At 65.3% G+C, this 13,955-nt stretch carries 13 protein-coding genes and 1 tRNA gene; 6 read left to right on the top strand and 8 right to left on the bottom strand.

The annotated features are described in order from the left end of the window. Positions 1 to 20 precede the first annotated feature (20 nt). The 3 genes from AC5ZFO_RS04525 to tsaD are packed head-to-tail and all read right to left on the bottom strand — an operon-like array spanning position 21 to position 2,493. On the bottom strand, positions 21 to 434 hold the full coding sequence (locus tag AC5ZFO_RS04525; RefSeq protein WP_282521791.1) for an EVE domain-containing protein: 414 nt from the start codon (positions 432 to 434) through the stop codon (positions 21 to 23). Between the two features lie 2 nt (positions 435 to 436). Next, positions 437 to 1,417, bottom strand: coding sequence for an NAD(P)H-dependent glycerol-3-phosphate dehydrogenase (locus AC5ZFO_RS04520; RefSeq protein WP_282521792.1), 981 nt, complete (start codon positions 1,415 to 1,417; stop codon positions 437 to 439). A 2-nt stretch (positions 1,418 to 1,419) separates the two neighbouring features. Further along, on the bottom strand, positions 1,420 to 2,493 hold the full coding sequence (tsaD, locus tag AC5ZFO_RS04515; protein ID WP_282521793.1) for a tRNA (adenosine(37)-N6)-threonylcarbamoyltransferase complex transferase subunit TsaD: 1,074 nt from the start codon (positions 2,491 to 2,493) through the stop codon (positions 1,420 to 1,422). Positions 2,494 to 2,644: 151 nt separating this feature from the next. Here tsaD and AC5ZFO_RS04510 point away from each other — a divergent pair, with 151 nt between their 5' ends. From AC5ZFO_RS04510 to AC5ZFO_RS04490, 5 genes are all read left to right on the top strand, one after another. After that, positions 2,645 to 3,391, top strand: coding sequence for a uroporphyrinogen-III synthase (locus tag AC5ZFO_RS04510; RefSeq protein ID WP_496121518.1), 747 nt, complete (start codon positions 2,645 to 2,647; stop codon positions 3,389 to 3,391). Between the two features lie 65 nt (positions 3,392 to 3,456). Then, positions 3,457 to 4,674, top strand: a complete 1,218-nt coding sequence (locus AC5ZFO_RS04505; protein WP_282521795.1) for a COG4223 family protein — start codon at positions 3,457 to 3,459, stop codon at positions 4,672 to 4,674. A 37-nt stretch (positions 4,675 to 4,711) separates the two neighbouring features. Further along, a complete protein-coding gene (locus AC5ZFO_RS04500) occupies positions 4,712 to 6,487 on the top strand; it encodes a heme biosynthesis protein HemY (RefSeq protein ID WP_282521796.1) in 1,776 nt (591 codons plus the stop codon). Between the two features lie 99 nt (positions 6,488 to 6,586). Beyond that, positions 6,587 to 6,662, top strand: a tRNA-Thr gene (locus AC5ZFO_RS04495). A gap of 164 nt (positions 6,663 to 6,826) precedes the next feature. Further along, positions 6,827 to 8,041 (top strand): tyrosine-type recombinase/integrase, encoded by a 1,215-nt coding sequence (locus tag AC5ZFO_RS04490; RefSeq protein ID WP_496121516.1) that lies wholly within the window; start codon positions 6,827 to 6,829, stop codon positions 8,039 to 8,041. Positions 8,042 to 8,631: 590 nt separating this feature from the next. Here the strand turns inward: AC5ZFO_RS04490 and AC5ZFO_RS04485 are convergent. From AC5ZFO_RS04485 to coxB, 3 genes are read right to left on the bottom strand one after another with little or no spacing between them, the layout of a single operon-like run. Next, positions 8,632 to 8,970, bottom strand: coding sequence for a hypothetical protein (locus tag AC5ZFO_RS04485; protein WP_496121514.1), 339 nt, complete (start codon positions 8,968 to 8,970; stop codon positions 8,632 to 8,634). Beyond that, a complete protein-coding gene (gene ctaD / locus AC5ZFO_RS04480; RefSeq protein ID WP_496121512.1) occupies positions 8,967 to 11,504 on the bottom strand; it encodes a cytochrome c oxidase subunit I in 2,538 nt (845 codons plus the stop codon). Before ctaD ends, AC5ZFO_RS04485 begins: the two co-directional genes overlap by 4 nt. Then, positions 11,501 to 12,184, bottom strand: a complete 684-nt coding sequence (gene coxB / locus AC5ZFO_RS04475; RefSeq protein WP_496121659.1) for a cytochrome c oxidase subunit II — start codon at positions 12,182 to 12,184, stop codon at positions 11,501 to 11,503. Before coxB ends, ctaD begins: the two co-directional genes overlap by 4 nt. A 105-nt stretch (positions 12,185 to 12,289) precedes the next feature. Here coxB and AC5ZFO_RS04470 point away from each other — a divergent pair, with 105 nt between their 5' ends. Beyond that, positions 12,290 to 12,757 (top strand): DUF2231 domain-containing protein, encoded by a 468-nt coding sequence (locus AC5ZFO_RS04470; protein WP_496121657.1) that lies wholly within the window; start codon positions 12,290 to 12,292, stop codon positions 12,755 to 12,757. Here the strand turns inward: AC5ZFO_RS04470 and AC5ZFO_RS04465 are convergent. Both AC5ZFO_RS04465 and AC5ZFO_RS04460 read right to left on the bottom strand, forming a co-directional pair. Beyond that, on the bottom strand, positions 12,721 to 13,176 hold the full coding sequence (locus AC5ZFO_RS04465) for a CopD family protein (protein ID WP_496121510.1): 456 nt from the start codon (positions 13,174 to 13,176) through the stop codon (positions 12,721 to 12,723). The two genes, AC5ZFO_RS04470 and AC5ZFO_RS04465, sit on opposite strands and share 37 nt — an antisense overlap. Before the next feature lie 53 nt (positions 13,177 to 13,229). Beyond that, entirely contained in the window at positions 13,230 to 13,952 is a 723-nt protein-coding gene (locus tag AC5ZFO_RS04460) for a cytochrome c oxidase assembly protein (protein ID WP_496121508.1), read from the bottom strand. Positions 13,953 to 13,955 lie beyond the last annotated feature (3 nt).

Raw genomic sequence — 13,955 nt, 5'->3', positions numbered from 1 at the left:
ATCCGGGCTACGGCAATAACTTACATCCCGCCCATCTTGCAGACGAGCTTCCACTCTTCCGCCGTCACCGGCTGCACCGACAGGCGCGAATATTTCACCAGCGCCATATCAGCGAGCTTCTTGTCCGCCTTGATCGCGGCCATCGTCACCGGCGTCTTCAAGGGCTTGTCGGCCTTGATGTCGACGCAGACGAATTTTTCGGTCTTGTCGGTCGGATCGGGATAGGCTTCCTTGACGATCTCCGCGATGCCGACGATCTCCTTGCCCTCGTTGGAATGATAGAAGAACGCCTTGTCGCCCTTCTTCATGTTCACGAGGTTCTGGCGCGCGGTGTAATTGCGCACGCCGGTCCAGGCCTCGCCCTTGGCGCCCTTCGCCACCTGCTGGTCCCAGGACCACACCGACGGTTCGGATTTCACCAGCCAGTACGCCATGTTCATTCCTCTGCCTTGAAGGGGCGCGTCAACAGCCCCGAGATCGCAGCGTCGATCGTGCTCCGGCCGCTCAGGATCGAAGCGACCGCTTCTGATACCGGCATCTCGACGTTGTGCGAAGCTGCGAGTTCGATCAACACCGGTGCGGTGAACTCGCCTTCCGCAAGCTTGCCCGCGGGCGGCTGCTCGCCGCGGCCCAGCGCAAGGCCGTGCGCGAGATTGCGGGATTGCGGGCTCGAGCAGGTCAGGATCAGATCGCCGAGGCCGGACAGGCCCGTGAGCGTCTCGCCGCGCGCGCCGAGGGCACGGCCGAGACGCGTGAGCTCGGCAAAGCCGCGGGTCGTCAGCGCAGCCTGGGCGGAGGCGCCGAGCTTTCGCCCGACCGCGATGCCAACCGCGATCGCCAACACGTTCTTGGCCGCGCCGCCGATCTCGACGCCGCGGACATCTGTGGTGTGATAGGGCCGGAAGGTCGCCGAGCCCAGCGCCTGCACCAGCGCGCTCGCCAGCGCTTCGTCCTTCGCCGCCAGTGTCACCGCGGTCGGCAAGCCGCGCGCGACGTCGTCGGCAAAGCTCGGGCCCGACAGGATCGCCGGCTGCGCGTGAGGTGCGGCTTCCGCGATGATTTCGGTCATGAATTTATGGGTGCCGTGCTCGATGCCTTTGGCGCAGGCGACGATCGGCACCGGCCTTGCCAGATGTGAGGACAGCATGTTGACCGCGCCGCGCAAATGCTGCGCAGGCGTCGCGATCAGCACCATGTCCGCGCGCGCGGCCTCAGCAAGCTCGTGCGTCACGACGATCTCCGGCGCAAGCCGCACGCCGGGCAGCCGCGGATTGTCGCGGGTCGAGGCGATTCGCGCGACATGTTCGCTGTTGCGCGCCCAGAGCGTCACGTGCCGCCCGGCGCGCGCCGCGACCGTCGCCAGTGCCGTGCCCCATGCGCCCGCACCAATCACCGCGACGGACCGGAACGCCGTCATAGCTAGAATCCCGCCCGGGTGTTGCCGTAACCGGCCGGCGCCGTGGCGTTGGCATCGAGCAGCCAGCGTGCGCGGGGTTGGGCTTCCATCGTGTCGGTCATGCCAAGCGCCAGGCGCTCGGCGCCGGCCCAGGCGATCATCGCGCCGTTGTCGGTGCAGAGCGCGGGCGGCGGCATGATCAGTTGCGTCCCGGCCTGCCGCGCGACGTGATGCAGGGCGCCGCGGATCGCCTGATTGGCTGCGACGCCGCCGGCGGCGACGAGTGCATGCGGAGCGCCGAACTGCTCGCGGAAAAGCCTCAGGCCGACGCTCAACCGGTCGGCCGTCGAGTCGAGCACGGCGGCTTGAAAACTCGCGCAGAGATCACTGATATCCTGCGGCGCGATCTCGGCTAACCGGCTCGCCTCGTTGCGCACCGCCGTCTTCAATCCCGACAGCGAGAAATTGGCATCGGGCCGTCCCTGCATCGGGCGGGGGAAGGCGAAGCGCGTGGCATCGCCGCTTGCCGCGGCGCGTTCGACCTGCGGCCCGCCCGGATAGGGCAGACCCAGCATCTTCGCGACCTTGTCGAAGGCTTCGCCCATCGCGTCGTCGACGGTGGTGCCGAGCCGCACATATTGGCCGACACCGGTGACGGCGACGATCTGGGTATGCCCGCCCGAGGCGAGGAACAGGCAGTAGGGAAATTCAATTCCGTCGGTGAGGCGCGGCGTCAGTGCATGCGCTTCGAGATGGTTGACCGCGACCAGCGGCGTGTCGTGCACCATCGCGATCGCCTTGGCGGTGGTGAGGCCGACGATGACGCCGCCGATCAGCCCCGGCCCCGCCGCGGCCGCGACACCGTTGAGCTGCGCATAGTCGATGCCAGCCTCGTGCATGGCACGGTCGATGATGCCGTCGAGGACGTCGACATGCGCGCGTGCGGCGATCTCCGGCACCACGCCGCCGAAGCGGGCATGCTCCTCGATCTGGGACCGCACGATGTTGGACAGGATCTTGCCGCTGCCGTCGGGCGCGCGCTCGATCACGGCCGCGGCGGTCTCGTCGCAGGTGGTTTCGATGCCCAGTACCAGCATTGGCGAATTGTTATCCAATTTGCGCCCTTGCGCTCATCCGTAAAGCAGAGTTCTGGTACGTCCGGTAGCATTCCGGGGTCCACTTGCGCAATCGTCACGCGCAGCCGCCTTCGTGAATGCGTCACCGCCACGTGGTTCGGGAACACAAGCGATGTCCATTCTTGTCACACGGCCGCATCCCGACAATGAGGCGACGGCGGAAAATTTGCGGGCGCGGGGTCATGTGGTGCTGCTCGCCCCGATGCTCAAGTTCGAGCCGGTCGCCTTCCATGACGAGAGTGAGGCCGACTACGGCGCCATCATCGTCACGTCGGCCAATGCGATCCGCGCCGTCGCGCCGCAATTACACGAGCTTGGCCTCCTGGAGCTGCCGCTGTTTGCGGTCGGCGAGCACACGGCTGCCGCGGCGCGCGACGCCGGCTTCGCCGAGGTGACCGTCGCCGGTGGCGATGCCGCGGCCTTGCGCGACAAGGTGATGCAGGGCGCGCGCGACAAGGTGCTGAAGAAGAAAAGCACGCTGCTCTATCTCGCGGGCGCGGATCTGTCGCGCGATCTCGGCGGCGAGCTCGGCGCGGAGGGCTTCAGCGTGGTGACGCAGACCACCTATCGCATGACTCCGGTCAAGATCCTGCCGCGCGATGTCTGCGATGGCTTTGCCGCGCATGGGATCGAGGCGGTGCTGCACTACTCCCGTCGCAGCGCGCGGGCCTTCCTGGATGCGGCACGGGACGAAGGCGTCGAAATCTCGGCGCTGGCGATCCCGCAATGCTGCCTGTCCGAGACGGTCGCCAGCGTGTTGCGCGATGCCGGCGCGTCGCAGGTTCTTGGGGCCGCGACGCCGGACGAAAATGCCCTATTTGATACCTTGGAGCGTGCTTTGCGGACCCGTTTGGCGTAAGAGGTCGGGCCGAATCCGACGCGATCGGGTCCGTTTAGGGCATGTAAGTGTGAGGAACCGTCACGATGGCCGACGACAAGCCTGAAGACGCAGGATTGGCTCCCGAGTCCGGCCGTGCCAAGCGCACCCCGCCCACCATCGACCTCGAGGCAACCGAAGTCTCGACCCAGCCGCAGCCGACGGCGGCCGCCGAACCGGAGGTTCAGCCGACGCCGGAGCAGGCCACGGTCGAAGAGTCCAAATCCGAAGAGGCCAAGCCCGACCCGGAGCCCGCGCACGCGGAGGCCGCGGCTGCGTCCGCTCCAGCGGCGCCGGTTTCGCCCTGGGTCATTGCGCCGTTCTCCGGCGCGGTCGCAGCCGCGATCGTGATTGCCGTCGGCTGGATGCTGGGCTGGCCCGCCGTGCAGGCGCCGCCGGCCGCGCCGCAGGTCACGAGCGCGACGGTCGACGCGCTCAGCGGACGTGTCGCCGCGGTCGAAGCCAAGGCGGGCAAGCCCGCCGCCGATCCGGCCGTGGTGGCGCGGATCGATGCGCTGGAGAAATCCGCAAATGCCTTGCGCAGTGACATCGCCAATCTGCGCGCACAGTCCGACAAGATCGCCAACGACGTGAAATCGGCACCGCGCGCTGCCGCGCCTGATCTTGCCGCTCTCAGCGACCGCATTGCGCAGCTGGAGCGTGCCAGCAAGACGGAGCGCGCCGAGCTCGCACAGCAGGGCGAGAAGATTGCCGACAACAAGGCGACGAATGACAAGCCACTGCGCCATGTCGTGGCGGCGGCTCTGCTCGACGTCGCGGTTCGGCATGGCGATGCTTACGAATCGCAATTGGCCGCGGCGCGGTCGCTCGCGGCCAAGCCCGATATGCTGAAGCCGCTCGACACCTTTGCATCGTCAGGCATTCCGACGCCGGTCGCGCTGAGCCGCGAGCTGCTCAACATCGTGCCAAAGCTCTCTCCGCCGGCGGAAGCCCCAGCCGCCGGTGCCGGCATCGTCGAGCGTCTCCAGGCGGGGGCATCGAAACTCGTTCGTATCGAGCGCACCGACGGCGTCGGCAATGATCGCGGCGCCATCGTCGCACGGGTGACGGCGGCGGCGCTCCGCAACGATTTCGCGGAAGCGCGGCGCGAGCTGAAGACGCTGTCCGAGGCCGATCGTGCACCGGCACAGGCCTGGCTCGACAAGGCCGATGCTCGCGACGCCGCGCTCGGCGCCTCCCGCAAATTCGCCGACGATGCCATGGCGGATCTCGCCAAGCCCGACCTGGTCAAGCCTGCTCAGTAAAGGTTCGCGCAATAATCTGCGCGTAATAGGGATCGCCATGCTTCGCATCGTCCTCTTCCTCGTCCTGATTGCGCTGGCGGCGGCCGGCGCGGCCTGGGTTGCCGATCAGCCCGGCGATCTCGTCCTGACCGCGGGCGGTTTCCGCGCGTCAACGACGCTTCCGAGGTTCGTGTTTCTGCTCGGCATCTTTGCAGCGGCGGTCGTGCTGGTCTGGAGCATCGTGACGATGATCTGGCGCGCGCCGGGACGCCTGCGCCGCCGCCGTCATGAGAAACGCCATGCGCGCGGCCGCCATGCCATCACCCACGGCCTGCTCGCGATCGGTCATGGCGATACCGCCCTCGCCCGCCGTCACGCCGATACCGCCCGGCGGCTGGCCGCGAACGATCCGCTCGCACTGCTGCTGCACGCGCAGTCGGCCCAGCTCGAAGGCAATCGCGACGAGGCCCAGCGCGTCTTCCGCGTCATGGCCGAGCGTGAGGATACCCGGCTGCTCGGCCTGCGAGGCCTGTTCATCGAGGCGCAGCGCGCCGACGATGCGGTCGGCGCCGTGATGATCGCGGAGGAGGCGATCAAGCTGTCGCCGTCCTCGACCTGGGCCTCGCACGCGGTGCTCGGCTTCCGCTGCGCGCGCGGCGACTGGAGCGGCGCACTCGCGATCCTCGATTCGAATCTGTCCGCGGGCCTGATCGACAAGGCGGCCTATCGCCGCCAGCGCGGCGTGCTGCTCACGGCCCGCGCGCTGGAATTGGAAACCATGGACCGCGACGTGGCGCGCGAGAGCGTGATGGAGGCCATCAAGCTCGCGCCGACGCTGGTGCCGGCCGCGGTGCTCGCGGCCAGGTTCGAGAGCGAGGCGCATCAGGTGCGGCGCTCCATGAAGCTGGTCGAGGCCGCGTGGCTCGCCAATCCGCATCCGGATCTTGCCGACGCCTACGCGCATGTGAAGCTCGGCGACTCCGCGCGACAGCGCTTGCAGCGGGTCGAGACGCTGGCGGCCAAGACGCCGGCCGACAAGGCGGGCCATGTCGAGGGCCAGCTCGCGATCGCGCGCGCCGCGATCGACGCCTCCGAGTTCGCCCGCGCGCGCGCGGTGCTGGCACCCTACGTCAATGATCCAACCCAGCGCGTCGCGCTGCTGATGGCCGAGCTCGAGCGTACCGAGCATGGCGACGGCGGCCGTGCCCGCGCCTGGACCCTGCGCGCGGTGCGCGCCCGCCACGATCCGGCCTGGACCGCGGACGGCTATGTCAGCGACCGCTGGCGTCCGGTCTCGCCGGTCACCGGCCGTCTCGATGCCTTCCAGTGGCAAACGCCGGTCGCGAGCCTCCCCTCCGACAAGGGCGCCACGATCGAATCCTCGGCCTTCGAGGAAGCCATGCTGGCCGCGCCGCCGCCGAAGCGGGTGACGGCGGCCCCGAGCGAAGCCCCGGTGGAACCGCCGGCGGCTGCACCGGATCCGCTGCCCGCCGCACAGGACAATTCGCCTCCCGAGGCCAAGGAGACGACCGGCGAGGCCGCCAAGGAAGAGCCCGCGGTCACGCCGGCCGCCGAGCCGGTCAATCCCGCCCCTGAGACGGCCGAATCATCGCCGGAGGCGGCAACGCCGGTGTTCCGGACCCGTGCCGACCTCGGCAAGCCTGCGCCGGCCCCGATCCAGGCCGTCATCCCGATCGTCCGCGCTCCCGATGATCCCGGGATCGATGACGAGGGTCCGAGCGATGAATTTGCGGAACAAATCGGCACGCCCAGAACCCATGCAAAGGCCCAGGCCGGCGGCTGGCGCGGATTCTGGTCCCGCTGGGGCGCGTAAGGCACATTTCGAAGCCCGCTCCACCTTGCCAATTCGGGCCACGCCCGATATCAGGAGCGCGCGTATCGGGACCGGCATTGCCGGGTCCCGGCAGGGTTCGCCGCAATAGCTCAGTTGGTAGAGCACGTCATTCGTAATGACGGGGTCGGGGGTTCGAATCCCTCTTGCGGCACCACCTTCTCACCCAAATTGGTCCGACATCGTCCGAAACATCGATTGAATCAAGAGCTTATGAGCCTTGGGGTCGTCCGTGATTGTCCGGAGCGGTGCGTTGGTATCTGAGCGATTCTGTTGGTACATTTGTTGGTAACGATCCGATGCACCGGGGGATATACCAACATGGCACTCACCGATCGCGAAATACGGAAAGTTCAACCCGGTAAGACGCTGGCGAAGCTGTCAGACGGCGGCGGCCTCCAACTCTGGGTGATGCCGGACGGGGCCAAGCGTTGGCGGCTCGCCTATCGCCACAACGGCAAGCAAAAAGCTCTCGCTATAGGCGTCTACCCGGCGATCAGTCTTCGAGAAGCACGCGACGCGCGCGATGACGCCAGGCGCCTGCTCGGTTCGGGACGAGACCCTTCGCTGGTTCGAAAGCTGGACAAGGCCGCGAAAGCCAAGGCGTCGGTGAACACCTTTAACTCGCTGGCTGATGAGCTTCTCGAAAAGAAGCGCGTGGAAGGGAAGGCTGAGCGCACCTTCGACAAGGTCCAATGGCTCCTGAACCTTGCCCGCCCCGATCTTGGGGAGCGTCCTGTTGCGGAGATCACTGCCCCGGAAGTGCTACGGGTCCTGAAAACGGTTGAGGCTCGGGGTCGGCTCGAAACCGCCAAACGGCTGCGGGCAACCGTCGGGCAGGTCTTTCGCTTTGCGGTTGCGACCGGACGGGCAGATATGGACCCGACGGCCTCCCTCCGCGGCGCTATCGCCTCGCCAGTGGTCCAGCACCGAGCCGCCATCGTTGAACCCAAAGCCTTCGGTGGCTTGCTCAGGGCCATCGCTAACTATGAAGGGGCTCCAGAAACGAAAGCCGCTCTGGAGCTGCTGGCGCTGACCTTCGCGCGCCCCGGTGAGGTTCGCGCGGCAGAATGGAGCGAGTTCGATCTCGATCGTGCAATCTGGTCCATCCCGGCCGCGAAGATGAAGATGCGACGTCCGCATCGCATTCCACTGGCGCCCCGTGCCGTTACCTTGCTGCGTGAGCTTCTCGGCATGACCGGAAATGGACGCTTCGTTTTTCCGTCCAATCGATCGCGCGAGCGGTGCATGAGCGAAAACACCATCAATGCCGCCCTGCGCAGACTCGGTTTCACGAAGGACGAAATGACCGCGCATGGCTTTCGTTCGGCTGCCTCATCGATGCTAAATGAATGCGGCATATGGAACGCTGACGCCATCGAGCGTCAGTTGGCTCACGTCGATAACGACAGTGTGCGGCGCGCCTATGCTCGTGCCGACTATTGGGACGAGCGGGTCCGCATCATGGAATGGTGGGCTGATAGATGCAGAGAGATGCAAGCGGGCGGCAACGTCATTCCTCTGCGAGCCGTGTGACGGTCATTGGATCAATCGTTCTCGCGAATTGGCCCTGGCTGCAAGTCACTATCTCTTTTTGATCGACTTCGGTTGTGCCGGCACCAGCTCAATTAAGATTTCTCGGCCCGAGAGGCGGCAGTAAGCTCTGCAAAAGAGGCTTTGGCAGTATGGTTGGGCTCCGAACGAGAGATAAGGTGGCTCGGGGTGAAATCCACCGAGCTTCCCTGACGACGGAGCTACGCGCCATTGCTGTGCGGAGGCCCTCGCGACATTTCGCGGGCCCGACCTTTAGATCGCTTTCAGGGGCGCGCTCAACGATCCTTCGCCGTCTCGGCTACGGCCCGAGCCAACTGAGCCAACAGATCGTCTGCGGCGGGGAGGCTCAGTTGCACGTAAACCTGCTCTAAGTCCGCATGCCCCGGCAACGCCACGTACATAGTCAGGTCTACGTTTTTACCGTGCGCTATTGCTGAAATATGATCCACGTGCGGGAGCGAATATGGCGCGTCCCCTTCGATCCTGACTATAGTGGTCATCACAGCCTCCGATTGATTTATGTGGTGCCAACGCGGCATCGGCCGAAGCGATTGAAGGCCAGTCCAGGCGGATTAGGTACATATGGCTAGCAGCAACGGTGGACCGAAAGTAAAGGCGGTCGCGACGAGCGCTGCGACAAGTGTCCCGGTAACAGTCCAATGCAGAAACACACCGGTCGGACCGAACCCGGTATCAGGGCCAGCGCGGGCGACGTCGTGCCACATCCAGCCCAGCACGCTCAGATGCGCAAGGAGAGCTGCGGCAAGCCAGAAACGCAGCGAAGCGGTCGACCAGCCAAACGCACAGCCGATACTGTGGATCGCGTAGAGAGCCACCAGCGCACTACACCAGACAGTGAAACCCGCGGCGAGCCACCAGAGGTGCCTTGGTGGTACCGGACGCTCACTCATGGTCGAGCCCCCAGCACCGTAACAAGCGCGGGCAGTGCGAGAACGAGACCCATTGCAATGACTCCGGTGATCAACGTGTAGTCCAGCCATAATCGCGTGAGCCGCAGATCTAGCAACCGCCGGGGCGCAATGAAGCCAGCGCCGAGACGCAGGAAATTGCTGACGAGGAACAGAAGGCCGATACCGGCATGCAGGGCCACATAGCCGAGCAGTGTCGCCGCGGTCGCGCCGAGCGCATGCTCGCGCGGATTCGGCACTACGTCGCTGATTAATCCAACGGCTACGGCGATGGCGGCCAGAAGCGCCAGCACGGCGAGACCAATCCAGCCGCTCGCCCTGCCACCGGCGGCGACCGCTCGCATCGATCCACGCCCCGCCGCAGCGGCTACAGCGAGAGACGCGATCCCGACGAGGGCGAGCAAGCGGCTCGGCTCGGGTGCGATCGCCGCAGGCCAATTCGGCGCAGCAATCCAAAGATAGAAAGTCCCGAACAACAGCGATGTGAACAGGGTGCCGTCGGCGACCAGCGTGCAGATCAACGCTAGCCACGCTGGCGCTTCGGCTACCTCGGTGTGAGGCGGCACGCTGACGCCATTGCCGACCGGCATGGGACCATAGTCGCGCGCGAGACCGGCGTGCTGCGCGGCGAACAGGAACAGGCCGGCGGTCACCAGCGCGCCGACCAGGGACAGCAGGTAGAACTTGAAAAGAAGCGCCAGCACCGCCGCCGCGGTTGCCAGCCCGGTGAAGAGCGGCAGGTAGGTCGGTTGCGGCAACACGATCAGTTGCTCAACCTCGCCGGTCGTCATGTGTACGCCGAGCGTCTCCTGCCAGCCATTGCGCGCAAGGCCGAGATACCCTTCACCCCGCGCCAGCGACAATGCGAGATCGCCGGAGGTAGCCTGACCGGAGCCAGCTCCCAGAGACGGGATCGAAGCAAAGGCATACGGTGGCGGCGGGATCGGCATCGCCCATTCCAGCGTCGCTGCCCCCCAGGGGTTACGACGCACGCGACGCCCGTAACGGAGTTGCACGATCAAGTCGATCACCACCAGCGCGAATCCGATCGTCATGACGAACCCGCCGACCGAGGATAGCAGGTTGAGCCAGTTCCAGCCTTCATCGCCCTGATAGGTGTAGATGCGACGGGGCATTCCGAGCAGACCGGTCAGGTGCATCATGAAGAATGTCATGTTGAAACCGACGAACACCAGCCAGAAGGCCGGCACCGCCAGCCGATGCACGGCGGCGCGCCCTGTCAGCAACGGCAGCCAGTAGTAGAACCCCGCGAGCATCGGGAAAGCGAGGGCACCAGCCACCACATAATGCATGTGGGCGACGACGAAATAGGTGTCGTGGGCCTGCCAGTCGAACGGCACCATTGCGACCATGACGCCCGTCAGGCCGCCCATCACGAAGATGAAGAAGAATCCGAAGACGTAGAGCATCGGCACGTCCCAGCGCGGCCTGCCGTGTGCGAGCGTGGCAAGCCAGGCGAAGATCTGTACCGCCGTCGGCACTGCGACGATCGCCGAGCCCAGCGAGAAGAAGGCGAGCGCGAGATGCGGGATCCCGACGGTGAACATGTGGTGCACCCAGATCCCGAAACTCAGGAAGGCGAGCGCAACGATCGCGACGACGATCGCCCGGTAGCCGACCAGCGGGCGGTTGGCGAAGACCGGGATGATCGTCGACAGCACGCCGGCCATGGGTAGGAAGATGATGTAGACGTCCGGGTGGCCGAACAGCCAGAACAAATGCTGCCAGAGCAGCGGATCGCCGCCGCGCGTCGGGTCAAAGAAGGGCAGGCCGAAGGCGCGTTCTACTTCGAGCAGAATCGAACCGAGGATCAGGGGCGGAAAGGCCACGATCATCATTATGGCCGTAACAAGGATGTACCAACCGAAGATCGGCATCCGATCGAGCGACATGCCCGGCGCGCGCATCTTCAGAATCGAGACGACGATTTCCATGGCCAGCGACAGCGCCGAGATCTCGACAAAAGTCACGCCGAGCAGCCAGACGTCCGCGTTGACCCCCGGCGTATACAAATTGGAGCTCAGCGGCGTGTACATGAACCAGCCACTATTGGGTGCGACCCCGGCGATCAACGCCACCGTCAGGATCGTGCCGCCGAACAGGTAGCACCAGTATCCATAGGCGGTAAGCCGTGGAAACGCGAAGTCGCGCGTGCCAAGAATTTTCGGGGTGACGTAGACCGCGAAGCTCTCCACCATCGGGATGGCGAACAGGAACAGCATCATAGATCCGTGCATGGTGAAGACCTGATTGTAGGTCTCGGGATCCATGAAGTCGCCCTTCGGCGTCGCAAGCTGCACGCGGGTCAGCATGCCGAGCACGCCGGCGACGGCGAAGAACACGAACGACGTGATCATCATGCGCAGGCCGATGATGGAGTGATTGACAGCAGCAAGACGCTGCAGTCCGGGCCCGGTGCCCCAAATCGCAACGAGCTCGCGGTGCAGCCGAAGCGCCGTAGCTCCCTGCGATGACCGGTCGACGGATTCGCTCATTTTCTCTCCGGCTCCCCTGATACGGCTGCCCGCGCGAGGGCGGCGGAGAAGTCCTCCGGGCGATGGACGATGACATCGAACCGCATGCCTGCGTGACCGACGCCGCAAAATTCGTTGCATTGGCCCGCATAGCGTCCGGGCTGATCAGCCTGAATGCGTAGGTGATTCAAATGCCCGGGCACAGCGTCTATCTTGCCGGCGAAGCGGGGTATCCAGAAGGCATGGATGACGTCCTGGCTTGTGACGAAAACGTCGACCGGCTCGCCCGCGGGCATGTGCAGGACGTTCCGGGTCTGCACCCCGCCATGGTCGGGATAGCGGAAGGTCCAGACCCATTGCCGACCCACGGCCTCGATTCGAGGCGACGCCTGTCCGGGTAGCGACAAGAGCCTCTCTCCGGCAATCAACGCATAGGCGACAAGCGGCAGCAGGACGAGGGCTGGCAGAACCAGTCCCCCGAGCACGATCCAGCGCCGGGGCGACACGCTTGAGCCCCAGCCCGGCCGCCGGATCACCAGCGCGAATAGCGTCATCACCAGCGCGAAGAGAACTGCCGCACCGACCAGCATCACCCACCAGAGCGTGGCGATGGAAGCCCCGGCCGGCCCCGAGGGATCGAGTGCCGACAGCGGTCCTTTGCAGCCGGGAAATATTGCGAGCGTTCCGACTTGGACCGCCATGCACAAGAGACTACGATACCGGCCAGAAGGATGTCGAGTTCGCAGCGATGGAGTGGGATGGTGGCAAAGCAGGACGATCGCGAGACCCAGCCCCGCAGTGAGGTGATGTTGGAACTGCTTCGCCTCGATGTCGGTTCGGCGGTTGCCCTGGTCGGGCACCCGGTCCATGTCATGATGGTGCATTTCCCGATCGCATTCGTGATCGCGACACTCGGCGTCGACATATTCTACTGGTGGTCGGGAGACGCCTTCTGGGTGCGTGTCGGGATCTGGTCGACCGGCATGGCCTTCTGGAGCGGCGTGGCGGCAAGCATCGTCGGCACCGGCGAACTGTTGCTTGTGCGTGGTATCCGGCTTCTCGAAGCAAGCTGGTCCCACGCTGTCGCGGCAATGACGCTGGTCGCGATCGCCGGTGCCAATTGGGGCCTGCGCCTGGTCGACACCGCATCGATCCTGCCGCACGGCCTTGCCCTCTCGGCCCTCGCCTCGGTGATGGTGGGCTTCGCCGGCTGGCACGGGGGCAAGCTCGTGTTTGATCATGGCGTTGGCATTCTGATCTCGCCGAAGGTCTGATGGAACCAACGGCCGAGCCCGCCCGGCTCGAACAAATGCACTGCAATCAGGTTCGAATCGACGTGCGGCTTGGCCAGCACGATCCAGACAATTGCGGTGATCAACACGATATATGCGCTCGTCAGCGCCAGATAGGAAAGCCAGCCGAACCGGCCTTCGGGAAGGAATAACTGCAAGAGGACCAGGCCAGCCACGACGTGCAGCATCGCCATCATCCCGACCAACAACATCTTCAGTGAGAACCATTCCGCGAAGGTGGCTTGCACGAAGATCAGCGCCGTCCCGCTGGCGATGGCGACGAATGCGGCGGGCGAGGTCAGCTCCACGTAGACCAGCCGGGCGACGCGGTGCAGCCGGTCGAGATCCGACCCGGCCTTGAGGCCGCGCCGCTGCCAGAACAGAAAGGGCAGCGCGATCAATCCGCTCGACCAGAGTGCGATCGCGGCAAGATGCACGAATTTCAGGAAAGTCGTCACAGCGCGGGTTCGCTCGATCGCAGGCTGGACCACGCGATCCATACCCCCGCACCGAGATAAGGTAGCATGGCCGGTGCCCACATCAGCAGGCCGGCAAGTTGCTGGTCAGTAAGTGGCGCGAGCCCCCAAGCTGTCGTGCTCGCAAAATGCACGGGATAGAGTGGCCGCGGCGCGAATACGAGCAGCGCGCCGAGAAGGCCCATCTGCCCAATCGTTGCTAGGAGCGCTACCAACGTCGGGCCGGACTGCGCCGGCGCAAAAATTGCCCGCCACAACAGCCACGCGCTTCCAAGCAGCGAAGTCTGCATCAGCCAATAGGCAGGCACGCTGGTAAGGCCCCAGGCGTAGGGCCCCGGTGTGTGCCATAGCCAGAGGATGACTGCATGCGCTGCGGCCAACATGAAGAGTGGCGGCGAGCCCATGCGCCGTTGCGGAAAGGCCAATGCAAGAAGGGGTGCCACGGCGGCGACCAGCAATACGTGGTGCAATACCCGCACCGAAAACAGCGCTGAGGACACCGCACAGACGGGCGAGACGAAGATAACGAGCAACAGCACGATCGCCGCCCAACCTGCCTGGATGTCGGCGGACCGACCGCGAACAAGCACAAGCGCCAGGACAGCAAGAATCGCGATCAGCAGCGGGTCCGGATTCCAGCGAGTCCAAAGGTCGTTCGGGAGAGCGGCGGGACCGCAGTAGGCTATCATGGCATCTGACATGAT

Source organism: Bradyrhizobium sp. Unk1, assembly GCF_059512345.1.
The sequence above is the reverse complement of the archived record's forward strand: the minus strand, read 5'-3'. Positions and strand labels throughout refer to the sequence as shown.